Origin of the sequence: Prosthecobacter sp. (assembly GCF_029946185.1) — a bacterium.
In the GTDB taxonomy this organism is placed as follows: Bacteria; Verrucomicrobiota; Verrucomicrobiia; order Verrucomicrobiales; family Verrucomicrobiaceae; genus Prosthecobacter.
In genome coordinates this window covers 1-11,088 of the sequence record NZ_JAQSEA010000297.1, presented here as the reverse complement: position 1 = coordinate 11,088, position 11,088 = coordinate 1, and the positions used below count along the sequence as shown (strand labels likewise).

General features: G+C 60.4%; 11 protein-coding genes. 9 read left to right on the top strand and 2 right to left on the bottom strand.

The genetic code is table 11. The annotated features are described in order from the left end of the window. Positions 1–18 precede the first annotated feature (18 nt). The 5 genes from PSV43_RS24425 to PSV43_RS24405 are packed head-to-tail and all read left to right on the top strand — an operon-like array spanning position 19 to position 5,322. Positions 19–780: an RraA family protein gene (locus tag PSV43_RS24425; RefSeq protein ID WP_300203858.1), complete on the top strand. Its 762-nt coding sequence runs from the start codon at positions 19–21 to the stop codon at positions 778–780. Between the two features lie 14 nt (positions 781–794). Continuing rightward, positions 795–1,889, top strand: coding sequence for a sialidase family protein (locus tag PSV43_RS24420; RefSeq protein ID WP_300203856.1), 1,095 nt, complete (start codon positions 795–797; stop codon positions 1,887–1,889). An 11-nt stretch (positions 1,890–1,900) separates the two neighbouring features. After that, the gene (locus PSV43_RS24415; protein ID WP_300203854.1) at positions 1,901–3,100 is read left to right on the top strand and encodes an SGNH/GDSL hydrolase family protein; all 1,200 of its coding nucleotides are present in this window, start codon (positions 1,901–1,903) and stop codon (positions 3,098–3,100) included. 7 nt (positions 3,101–3,107) lie between these two features. Then, positions 3,108–3,923, top strand: coding sequence for an aldolase/citrate lyase family protein (locus PSV43_RS24410; RefSeq protein WP_300203852.1), 816 nt, complete (start codon positions 3,108–3,110; stop codon positions 3,921–3,923). Between the two features lie 28 nt (positions 3,924–3,951). Then, the gene (locus PSV43_RS24405; protein WP_300203850.1) at positions 3,952–5,322 is read left to right on the top strand and encodes a hypothetical protein; all 1,371 of its coding nucleotides are present in this window, start codon (positions 3,952–3,954) and stop codon (positions 5,320–5,322) included. A gap of 26 nt (positions 5,323–5,348) precedes the next feature. Here PSV43_RS24405 and PSV43_RS24400 read toward each other — a convergent pair whose 3' ends face one another. Together PSV43_RS24400 and PSV43_RS24395 are read right to left on the bottom strand one after the other, a co-directional pair. Then, positions 5,349–5,681 carry a type II toxin-antitoxin system RelE/ParE family toxin gene (locus tag PSV43_RS24400; RefSeq protein WP_300203848.1) on the bottom strand — a complete coding sequence of 111 codons (333 nt, stop codon included), beginning with the start codon at positions 5,679–5,681 and terminating at the stop codon, positions 5,349–5,351. After that, positions 5,678–5,947 carry an addiction module protein gene (locus PSV43_RS24395; protein ID WP_300203846.1) on the bottom strand — a complete coding sequence of 90 codons (270 nt, stop codon included), beginning with the start codon at positions 5,945–5,947 and terminating at the stop codon, positions 5,678–5,680. Before PSV43_RS24395 ends, PSV43_RS24400 begins: the two co-directional genes overlap by 4 nt. A gap of 123 nt (positions 5,948–6,070) precedes the next feature. Here PSV43_RS24395 and PSV43_RS24390 point away from each other — a divergent pair, with 123 nt between their 5' ends. The 4 genes from PSV43_RS24390 to PSV43_RS24375 all read left to right on the top strand — a co-directional run. Further along, positions 6,071–6,976, top strand: coding sequence for an aldo/keto reductase (locus tag PSV43_RS24390; RefSeq protein ID WP_300203844.1), 906 nt, complete (start codon positions 6,071–6,073; stop codon positions 6,974–6,976). Then, on the top strand, positions 6,973–7,710 hold the full coding sequence (locus tag PSV43_RS24385) for a phytanoyl-CoA dioxygenase family protein (protein ID WP_300203842.1): 738 nt from the start codon (positions 6,973–6,975) through the stop codon (positions 7,708–7,710). Before PSV43_RS24390 ends, PSV43_RS24385 begins: the two co-directional genes overlap by 4 nt. After that, positions 7,707–8,894: a hypothetical protein gene (locus PSV43_RS24380; RefSeq protein WP_300203840.1), complete on the top strand. Its 1,188-nt coding sequence runs from the start codon at positions 7,707–7,709 to the stop codon at positions 8,892–8,894. The genes PSV43_RS24385 and PSV43_RS24380 overlap by 4 nt, the downstream gene beginning before the upstream one ends. Next, the coding region (locus tag PSV43_RS24375) for an alpha/beta hydrolase fold domain-containing protein (protein ID WP_300203838.1) at positions 8,891–11,088 on the top strand (2,198 nt) is incomplete at its 3' end. The genes PSV43_RS24380 and PSV43_RS24375, both read left to right, overlap by 4 nt.

The window sequence follows — 11,088 nt, the reverse complement described above, 5'->3', positions numbered from 1 at the left end:
ACAGCCTGTTTCAATACCATGTCTTCAAAAGCGCGCCACCTCTCGCACAGCGACCTGCTGCATCTCAAACGCTGGAACACTCCCACCATCTACAACGGCTGGGAGCAGATCACCCAGCACAATCCTGGCGCGGACGCCTTCAACATCGAAGAAACCCGCGACTTCATGCCGCAGATGGGCCCCATGGTGGGCTACGCTGTGACCTTGGTCATCGAGCCTTCGAACGCTGCGCATCGTGCCGCCAATCCCAACGCCGGAGAGGAATTCCGCCGCTACATCGCCAGCATGCCGGGGCCGAAGATTGTCGTGGTGCAGGATCTCGACAAGCCCCGCGTTCTCGGCTCCGCCTGGGGCGAAGTCAGCGCGAACATGTTTCGGGCCATGGGCTGTGTGGGCACCATCACCGACGGTGCGATTCGTGATCTCGATGAAATGACCAATGCGGGATTCAAGGCGCTCGCCCGCCGCCTTTGCGTCGGCCACGCGTTTGTACACCCCGTGCGCTGGGGCTGCGAGGTGGAGGTCTTTGGCCGCAAGGTGCAGCCGGATGATCTCATCCACGCCGACAAGCACGGCTTCATGGTCATTCCTCCCGAGGACCAGCCAAGGCTGCTGGAAGCCGCACGCTTCATGGACGCCAATGAATGCGCCACAGTCATCCCCGCCGCCCGCAATGGCGCAGGTCTCAGCACTGACCAACTCGTCGCCAATCTCGAAGCCAGCATCACCCAGTTCAGCGCCAACGTGAAAAGCCAATTTGCCCGTCAGGGTGAATGGTAACTCCATCAACACTCATGAAACATCTCATCCTCGCTCTTGCTCTCGTGCTGACGGCGCACGCCGAAAGCGTCATCACCTTCAATCTCGATCCCACGAAAGAGAATCCGCGCAACTCCGAAGGCTCCTTCGCCACGCTGGCCTCCGGCCGCATCATCTTTTGCTACTCGCATTTTTACGGCGGTGCAGGGGATGAAAGTCCCGCACGCATCGTGCGCATTCATTCGGACGATCAAGGCCGCACCTGGAGCCAGCCCGTCACCGTGGTGGAGAACACCGGCGGCAACAACGTGATGAGCGTGTCTTTGCTGCGCCTCGCCAGCGGCAAGCTCGCCATGTTTTACTGTATCAAAAATAGCTGGATCGACTGCCGTCCGCACATGCGCGTCTCTACGGATGATGGCGAGAGCTGGACCGAGCCGAAGCTTGTGCAGCAGGCACCGGGCTACTTTGTGATGAACAACGACCGCGTCATCCAGACCAGCAAGGGCCGCATCATCATCCCGCTGGCCTTTCATCGCTCACGCGGCACCGATCCGCATACCAGCAAATCATGGGACGCGCGCGCCATCGCCACCTGGATTTATTCGGATGATGAAGGCGCTACATGGATGGAATCTTCAAGCTGGTGGGCCATGCCCGTGCGCAGCGGCAGCGGCCTGCAGGAGCCGGGCGTCGTGGAGCTTGCCGATGGCTCGATCTTCTCCTGGTGCCGCACCGATCAAGGCGCGCAGTACGGCTTTCGCTCGACCGATGCGGGCAAGACGTTCTCGCCACCGGAGCCCACGGAAATGAAATCTCCCAACGGCCCCGCCAGCATCAAGCGCCTGCCCGGCAGCAGCGATCTGCTGGCCATCTACAACGACCACTCGGGCATGTTTCCGTTTCCGCCGAAGAAGCGCAATCCCTTCGTCGCCGCCATCTCCATGGACGGCGGCAAGACCTGGCCGAAGCGCAAGCTCATCGAGGACGATCCCGATGGCCTCTACCACTACACCGCCATCCATTTCGTGGGCGACGCCATGCTCATCGGCTACTGCGCTGGCGACAGCAAAGTCGGCGCTCTCAATCGCCTGCGCATCCGCCGCATCACCCTCGACTTTTTGAAGTAACCCTGATCCCCATGCGTACACTCATCCTCCTTCTTTGCTGCTGTGCGAATCTGCTGGCGGCAGCACCGCTGCAAACCGCGCAATTGCTCGCCGCAGGGCAGGAGCCTGTGCGCATCGTCTGCATCGGCGACAGCATCACCGGCGTCTATTATCACAGCGGCGGCCGTCGGGCATATCCCGAGATGCTTCAGCTCGCACTGAAGCAGCTCTATCCGCAGGCGCAGATCACCGTGCGCAATGCAGGCATCAGTGGCGACACCACCACGGGCGGCCTCAAGCGCCTGGAGACCGATGTCCTCGCGCACAAGCCCCAGCTCGTGACGATCATGTTTGGCATGAACGATCTGGTGAAGACACCCGTGGACGTCTTCAAAAAGAACCTCCACGAAATGATCGCCCGTTGCCGCACCAGCGGTGCCGAGGTGGTGCTGTGTACGCAGAATTCCGTGGTCGAGACCGAGCCGCGGCCCTCTGCCCGACTTGCCGAATTCACGCAGTCCATCCGTGACGTGGCCAAAGAGGAATCACTCGTGGTGGCTGATTGCTTTGCCGCATTTGAGGCCGTGCATGCTGCGGATGCTTCCGAATGGAATCTGCTCCTCAGCGATGCCATTCACCCCAACATGGCGGGGCACAAACTCTTCGCCGAAACCCTCACGCAGGCCATCACCGGAAAAACCACTTCACTCCGTGAGATCGGTCCGCCCATGCCTGTGCTGCCGCATACTTTAGCACGCATCCAAGCTGCCCAGCCTGTGCGGGTTCTCGCCATGCCGCCGTATGATGAGGTCATCAAGCCTGCTCTGCAGGAGCTGTTTCCCGGGGTCGAAGTCAAGGTCACGCCCTGGCCGGTCGCAGGTCAGACGCTCGCGCAGATCGAGGTCGCCGCGCGCAAGGTGCGCAGCATGGCGCAGGATCTCGTCATCATCGCCGTGCCCGCTGATCTGCCATTGCAGGATCAGCAGCAGTTTCATCACGATTATTCATGGATCATGAACTGGTCGCTCAGCTTTGGCCCGCAGCAGTGGGATGTGGTGGTCGCCTTGCCCTCCAATGCGAAACCCACACTCAGTCAGGAGGAGCAGCGTCACGAAGCATTCGCACTGCGCCTCATCAAAGCCCAGGACCTTTCCATGATCACACGCCGCGCAGGCGACCCCTCGCTTTTGTTCAAAAGCCTCTCCACCTGGCTCGCAAAAAATCACCCCTAATCCCTCCATGAGACGCTCCAAAGTCCTCGCTAAAATCCGTGCCGGCCAAGTCGCCCGCATCTGTTGCACCGGCTCGCCCATCGCTTCTTTTCCGGCCATCGCCGCCCACTTTAATTACGACGGCATCTGGCTGGATGCCGAGCACCGCGCGTGGGATCAGCGTGAATCCGAAACGATGCTGGGCCGGCACCACGCGGCCGACATTGACTGCATGTGGCGGCCTCCGACCAAGGAAAAAAACGGCCTCTACCGTCTGCTGGAAGACGGTGCTTCGGGCTTGATGATCCCCCATGTCGGCAGCGCCGATGAAGCGCGTGCGCTGGTGAATGCGATCAAATTTCCACCGCTCGGAGATCGCGGCTTCTGCGGTGGTGGCCGGGATGCAGACTACTGGATCGGCAAGCCCGATGACTACACCGATCAGGCCAATCGCGAGACCTTCCTCACCGTGCAGATCGAAACACCCGCCGCGCTCGCCAATGTCGAAGAGATCGCCGCCGTCCCCGGTGTGGACATCCTCTTCCTCGGCCCTGGCGACATGTCCCTGCGGCTCGGTTGTTCGGCTGCCGTCAATGATCCGGTGATGATGGATGTGCAAAAGCAGATTTCCGCTGCCTGCCGCAAACACGGCAAGACCTGGGGCCGCCCCGTGGGCTCCGCAGCGGATGCAAAAACGATCATCGAACTCGGTGCGCAGTTCGTCGTGCTCGGCAGCGAGTTCGGTGCGCTGCATGCGCATCTCAGCGACTGCTCCGCGCAGTTCGACTCCGTGCTCAGTGAAGTTTCTGGCCAGTCCGTGTTGCCTGCGGGTAAAACTTACTGATGAAGTGCGTTTTGATCATTCCTCCATCATGAAAGCTTTCCTCGTTCTCGTATTCCTCCTTTCACCCCTTGGCATGTGGCACACCGCCTACGCCGCCGAGTCGGTGCGCATCGTCACCTTTGATGTGGATGCCACACCACCTCTCGGCTCAGCCATGGCGTATGATCCGGTGAAGCGCGTGGATGATCTCACGCTGCGCTGTCGTGGTATCGTTATTCTCGGGGCCGGGCAGCCCATCGTGCTCTGCGCGGTGGACTGGATCGGCATTGCGAATGAGGGGCATGATGCCTTTCGTGCCGCGCTCGCGGCAGCCGCAGGCACGGTGCCCGCCCGCGTGGCCGTTCACACCTTGCATCAGCATGATGCCCCAGGCTGTGACTTCACCGCAGAGAAGATCATCCAGGAACTCGACTTGAAAGGTTACAGCCGCTTTGACGGCACGTTTCATCGCCTCGTCATTCAGCGTGCGGCAGATGCCATTCGTGCGGCCTTGCCGAATGCGCAGCCCATCACGCACTACGGATATGGCGAAGCCGCTGTGAAGGAGGTGGCCTCGAACCGCCGCGTGGAGCGCACGCCCGAGGGCAAGGTGGGGCGCATGCGTGGCAGCAGTTGCAAGATCGAAGGACTCATCTCTCTGCCCGAGGGAGTCATCGATCCCGTCGTGTCACTCCTCAGTTTTTGGAATGGGGACAAGCCCATCGCTGTGCTCAGCGCGTATGCCTGCCACCCGCAGAGCTACTATCGTCTAGGCATTCCGAGCCCCGACTTTCCGGGCATCGCGCGCTTCATTCGCGGGCAGGATGTGAACGCCGCGCTGCATGTCCACTTCAACGGTGCCGGTGGCAACGTCTCCGCAGGCAAGTACAACGATGGCACGCAGAGCAACCGCGTCCTCCTCGCCACGCGTCTTGCCGCAGGTATGCGCGAGGCCTATGAAAAGACGGCGAAACAGCCACTCACCAGCGCTGACATCGGCTGGGGCAGCGTGCCCGTGAAACTGCCGCTGTCACCACGGCTGGACGAAGAGGATTTGACCACGAAGCTCAAAGCCACCCCGCCCAGAGGCTACATCTCCCTGGCCGACCAACTCGCCTTTGTGCGCCGCAACAAAGCCGGGCATGAGATCGACATCACCTGCCTGCAAGTGGGCAGCGCACGCATGCTGCATCTGCCGGGCGAGCTCTTCGTGGAATACCAACTCGCCGCCAAGGCCATGCGCCCGGATCTGCACGTCATGATGGCCGCCTACGGCGACTACGGCCCCGGCTACATCGGCACCGCCGCCGCGTATCCCGAAGGCGGCTACGAAACCGGTCCCACGTCTTCCAATGTCGCGCCGGAAGTGGAGCAGGTGCTGACCGGGGCCGTGCAGCAGTTGCTGGGGAAACAGCCGTGAGGGTGTGTGCTCTAGAACTGAGCAGATCAGAAAAGCTTCTTGGCTTCAGCTATACGCTTACGCCAGTAATAAGGACGGCGTTTGGCGTGAGCAACGGCAAGGATGACGACCTTTTCCCGCCAGATCATGTAAGCGATGTAATGCTCCCCAAAACGCGGTGTGAGATTGACGCGGCGTGTATTGCGATGGCGCACGTTGAAGAGCAACGGGTCGTCGATGATCGAATCCGCATGCTGGTAGAAAGCGGATTCAAATGCCAGGGCCAAATCACCCTGACCTTCACTATCAATGACTGCGTAGTGGCGAATGGTCTCGTAGAGTTCCTCGCGCGCCGCAGGATGAATTTGAGGATCGCTCATGCTGGGCGCTTGATGCCAAGCTCTGCAAAGAGTGCATCCGTTCCCTTGCGAAGCTCAGCATAGGAGATGAGCTCGACCTTCCCTTCCTCAATTTCCTGCACTCGACTGTCAATTTCTGCATCCCACTCCGCCTCCACCGACGCCGCATCCTCATCATCTACTGAAGGCATGATGTATTCTTGTTGCAGGTCACGCAGCAGGTGATTTACATCCGCGGGAGCGAGACTGCGGATTTCCTGTTTGATGTGTTCAATGGTGACTGGCATAACTGAATTGTATCCGAAGAGTCGTTTTTGTCGAGGGCGTGAATCCCCTATATGCCTGGATAAACGAATGAATAATCCGCCTCTGCCTGCGTATTCTTTTGCTCGCCTTTTTCACTCTCCCGCATGACCACCACCGACCTCCTGCCACGCCTGCAAGCTGCCGGTTTGATCGACGGCACTGACAGTCGCGTGACGCCTCTGAAGGGTGGTGTGTCGAGCCAGATCGGACTTGGCTGCGTGACGCTGGGGCGCGAGATCGATGAGGCGGCTTCCTATGTGCTGCTTGATCACGCCCTCGCGCGTGGCGTTCGTTTGTTTGATACAGCGGCAGCCTACGGCCAGGGAGCTTCGGAAAGCATCCTCGGACGCTGGCTGGCCTCCCGCCGCCCCAGTGGCATCAGTATCGCCACCAAAATTCTGCCGCCCTATGATCGCATCGATATCAGTGCCAGCATGCAGCGGCTCGGTGTGGATCAAATCGATCTGCTGTATTTGCATCAGTGGCATGACAGCGTGTTCGCCGCTGGGCCTGCGCTCGATGAACTCGTGGCCTCCAGCAAGGTGAAAGCGCTCGGTCTTAGCAACGTTACTCTGGAGCAACTGCAGGCCGCAGGTCCGCGCTTCAGCGTCGTGCAAAACAACCACAATCTTGCTGTCAGTGACGTGAGTGATGCATTGCGTGAATACTGCGTGGCGCACGGCATCGCCATCGTCACCTACAGCCCGCTAGGCGCTGGGTTTCTCACGGGCAAGCATCAGCAGGGCGTGCAAAGCGGATCGCGATTCGATCTCGTGCCTGGGCATCAGGATGTCTATTTCAACAGCGATTCGTATCGCCGCCTTGCGACGCTCGAAGCGGTTGCTGAACGCACGGGCCACTCGCAGGCGCACCTCGCGCTCGCTTGGGCACTGCATCAGCCGGGTATCGACTCCGTGCTCGTGGGTGGCCGCACACCCGCGCATCTTGATCAGGCCTTCGCCGCGCTCGATTTAAGTGATCCTTCACTCTTTGCCGAACTCACCTCATGAACACCGACTCCACCCAATACCTTGCCGATTATGAACGCGACGGCGTCGTGCTCATTCACCAGTTTCTCAATGCGGACGAAGTAATCGCCGTGCGTGCTGAACTGGAGCGCTACATCCGCGATGATCTCGCCGCGCAGCCCGTTGATGCCCGCACTTTCGAGAAGGATGAAAAGACCGTGCGCAATCTGTGGCGCTTGGAAAAATACAATCCGTGGTTCCGTCAACTCGGCGAACGTGCGGACATCCGTGCGCTCGTCGCTCCGCTGCTGCATGGCGAGCCCGTGCTAGTCGGCGTGGAGACGTTCAACAAGCCCGCCCGCATCGGCTCCGGCGTGCCCTATCATCAGGACAACGCCTACTTCTGCCAGACACCGCCGGACATGCTCACCGTATGGATTGCCATCGATTCGGTCACGGAGGCAAACGGCCCCGTGTTCTTTGTCAAAGGCTCGCACAAAGCAGGCATGCAGCCCACCAAGCCCAGCGGCGTACGTGGCAACAGCATCGGCATGGCCGAACCTTCCAGCGTGCCGCTGGCTGAGCAGTTCTGCGGTCTGCTCGCTCCCGGTGATGCGACGATTCATCAGTGCGAGACGATCCACCACTCCGCGCCAAACACGACCAACTTTTCACGCCTTGGCCTGCTGCTCGTTTATCGTGGCAGCCATACACAAACAGATCCCACGCTCAAGACCGCCTACGCTGCTGCTGCCGCTGCCACACCCCCTGCATGAAGCCGACCTTTCTACTGATCCTGTTTGCCATCTCCGCCGCTGCGCGTGACATCCACGTCGGCAAAGACAAGGATGCACCCACCATCGCGCAGGGGATCAAGCTCGCGCTACCAGGAGATATTATTCATCTCGAACCGAAGGTCTATCATGACTACGCTGGCTTCTACCGCAAAAATGGCGAACCCGGCAAGCCCATCACCCTCGATGGACATGGAGCGATATTGGATGGCAGTGACCCGATTGATCCGGCGCAGTGGACGGAGGTGTCACCGGGTTTGTTTGCCAATGACCATCTCATCGCACGCAATGACGACGCCATCATCGGCCGCTGGTTCTTTCTCTGGAACGGGCAGATGAACCACATGGGCCGCACCTCCAAAGGCCGCAGCGCCCCTCTGAAAAAGCCGGAGGAACTCCAGCCCGGTGAATGGACCTTTGTCAAAGATCCCTCACGCGAGAAGCCGCCTTCAAGGCAGATCTATGGCAGCTTCTACCTCAAACTACCAGCGGGGCAGTCACTCGCAGATGCCGCCATTCGCGCTCCCATGCGTAGCGCGGGGGTGCAGTTCAGCGGCGACAATGCCCACCTCGTCATCAAGAACATCACCGCGACGCATCCGTACAACGACGGTTTCAACATCCATGGCGACTGCCGCGAGGTCATCTTTGAAAACATCGCCGCCATCGAGTGCGGTGACGATGGCATCAGCGCGCATGAATCCGCGCAGTATCGCGTGGATGGTTTCGTGAGCATTGGCAACAGCACCGGCATCACCGACACCGGCACGGCGCAGACGAGCTACACGAATGTCTTCCTCGCAAAGAACATCGGCTTCGATCTCTACTTCCTCGATCAAGGCCGCTACACGCTCACCAATGTCCTCGTTTTTTCTTCAGCTCAAAATCCGTTTACCGTCACCGGTCGTGCGGCTGGCGATTGCCAGATGAAGATGGACAACGTGCTCATCCGCCGTCTCGTGGAACCACGCATGGGGAATATCCTTTCACATGCGGTGGTCGAGGCGAAGAACTGCACCTTTGAAAATCTGGATGTCAAAGTCACTGGCAGCGTGCAGTGGGACAACTGCCTGATCAATGGCAAGCCCCAGCCTGCGGGTAGCCCAGCCACGGGCGCGGATGAAAAAGAACTGCTGAAACTCGTGCCCCAGAATTTCATACCATGAAGTATGTCGTCTTTATCTTAACCCTGCTGACCTTGCTGGCACCGCTCAGAGCGCAGGAAGATTACCCGCCCATGCACCGCCTCACGTGGGAGGAATATATGGGGACGCTGAGACACTGGCGGCAGCAGTTTCCCAAGCTAATGAAGCTAGAAACACGTGGCATGAGCGGCCAGAACATGCCGGTGTATTTGCTGAAGATCACCGATGCCACCGTGCCAGCCGCTGACAAGCAGGTCTGCCTCATCACCACCCTGCACAGCGGGCCGGAGCGCACGGGGACGACGGGCGCGATGGCCTTTGCAGAATGGTGCCTGAGCGATGATCCCCTCGCGGTGGAGACGCGGCGCAGGCAGATCGTGCTCGTGATGCCCTGCGTGAATCCGCTGGCCATGTTTTACACCGACCGCTTTCGCAATGAGCACGGGGTCGATCCCTACACCGGCAGCGGGCGCATCGGCAAGCTTTGGGATGTGAAGACGCTCACGCTCAAAACGCCGGAGGACGCCCCCGAACTCAACGCGGTACTTTCAGTGATCGACGACTACCAGCCGGAAGTGCACGCGGACCTGCATGGCACGGGCTTGCAGGAATACTCGCCCGCACAGCTTGGTTCGCGCCGCATGTATCACGGTCAAATCATGACGGAGGTCACGGGCGGGGCGTATTCGAATTACGCACTGCGCCCCTGGGACTGGCGGGTCACGGAGGCCATGATCGATGCCGGACGCGCAGCGGGTTTTCCATCAGACCGTTTCGAGGCAGATGCGCAGCGCACGTTTTGGGGCCCGGAACTGGCGCCGCTGGGGCGGAAGCTCTGGCATGGCATGCCCATGTTTTATTCCGCGCACTACGGCTACGCGAAATACCACACCATGCTGCTCACGCAGGAGGTGGCGTGGGAGCAGAGCCTCGTCGCCCGCATGCAGGGGCTCATGCGCATCGGCAATGAGGTGTGGCTGGATGAAAAATCGCCCGGCTATCCTGTGAACCGCATGCGTCACTTTGTCGGCCACTTCGTCACTGCGTATGGGACCACGGCTGCGGCACGCCGCGCCAGCCGCGTGGAGCTGTGGAATCAGCAAAGCGACTTCGCCCTCGGTTTTCTCTACCCGCAAACGGTAGGCCGCGAGAGCCTCGTCGTCGCCACCACGGCAGCGGCCAAGCACGCCATCGCGAACAATGATTTCCGCCCCTTGCTCGGCGATGCCGCCACGGAGGTGGAGCGCTTCATCAAAGCGGGGCCGGAACTCAAGGTCGCCATGGAACTGCCGAATGAGCAGCTCCTTGCCGCCAAGACCGACGCGAAATTCACGCAGGGCATCGGCTTCCGCCTGCGCCTGCCGTATCGTGCGCCGAAGCAGCTTGATGTGCGGCTCAATGGCGTGGCTTTGCGGGCAGACGCCGCCGACGGTTTCGAAAGCTGGTTTGCCGATGGCTTCACGCAGGTGCAGGTCAATGTGCCGCCGCAGAAGCTCCCGGCGCATGGACTCTACTTCATCACCTGCGCTTACACGCCCAATGAGCAGCGCCCCACCGGCTGGATGCCGCCTGCGGAGGTCCAGAAAAAGTTCGCCACCGCGAAACTCGATGCCACGCCCGCGACCTTGACCGATGTGGCCTACGGCACGCATTTTCGCCAGACAATGGATGTGTGGCTCGCGAAATCTACGCAGCCCACGCCGGTCGTGTTTTACATCCACGGTGGCGGCTGGGCTGCGCAGGATAAGACGGACATCCATCAGCATCTCGACGTGCGCGCGTTCCTCGATGCCGGCATCTCCGTCGCATCCATCAACTACCGCTTCCTGTTCGATGCGAATGCCGCCAAGGTCACGCCGCCGTTGCAATGGCCGCTGGCCGATGCCGCGCGTGCCTTGCAGTTTCTCCGCTCAAAAGCAACCGAGTGGAACCTGGATAAAACCCGCATCGCAGCCAGTGGCGTCAGCGCAGGTGGCTGCTCCTCCCTCTGGCTCGCCATGCACACGGACATGGCCGATCCGAAGAGCGCCGATCCCATCGCTCGCGAATCCACCCGCCTCCTCTTCACGGCCACGAAAGCCCCGCAGGCTGCGTTTGATCCGCAGCAGCTCGTCGAATGGATTCCGAACAGCGAGTACGGGGCCCACGCCTTCGGCTACCCGTTTGATAAGTCGCGCAAAGAAACCTTCCCGCTCTTCCTCGCCAACCGCGCGCA

What these genes read in the sequence shown, in the direction of transcription:
- PSV43_RS24410 (WP_300203852.1), top strand. Translation starts at nt 3,108, where the DNA reads ATGAGACGCTCCAAAGTCCTCGCTAAAATCCGTGCCGGCCAAGTCGCC.
- PSV43_RS24420 (WP_300203856.1), top strand. Translation starts at nt 795, where the DNA reads ATGAAACATCTCATCCTCGCTCTTGCTCTCGTGCTGACGGCGCACGCC.
- PSV43_RS24390 (WP_300203844.1), top strand. Translation starts at nt 6,071, where the DNA reads ATGACCACCACCGACCTCCTGCCACGCCTGCAAGCTGCCGGTTTGATC.
- PSV43_RS24380 (WP_300203840.1), top strand. Translation starts at nt 7,707, where the DNA reads ATGAAGCCGACCTTTCTACTGATCCTGTTTGCCATCTCCGCCGCTGCG.
- PSV43_RS24405 (WP_300203850.1), top strand. Translation starts at nt 3,952, where the DNA reads ATGAAAGCTTTCCTCGTTCTCGTATTCCTCCTTTCACCCCTTGGCATG.
- PSV43_RS24415 (WP_300203854.1), top strand. Translation starts at nt 1,901, where the DNA reads ATGCGTACACTCATCCTCCTTCTTTGCTGCTGTGCGAATCTGCTGGCG.
- PSV43_RS24395 (WP_300203846.1), bottom strand. Translation starts at nt 5,947, where the DNA reads ATGCCAGTCACCATTGAACACATCAAACAGGAAATCCGCAGTCTCGCT.
- PSV43_RS24385 (WP_300203842.1), top strand. Translation starts at nt 6,973, where the DNA reads ATGAACACCGACTCCACCCAATACCTTGCCGATTATGAACGCGACGGC.
- PSV43_RS24400 (WP_300203848.1), bottom strand. Translation starts at nt 5,681, where the DNA reads ATGAGCGATCCTCAAATTCATCCTGCGGCGCGCGAGGAACTCTACGAG.
- PSV43_RS24425 (WP_300203858.1), top strand. Translation starts at nt 19, where the DNA reads ATGTCTTCAAAAGCGCGCCACCTCTCGCACAGCGACCTGCTGCATCTC.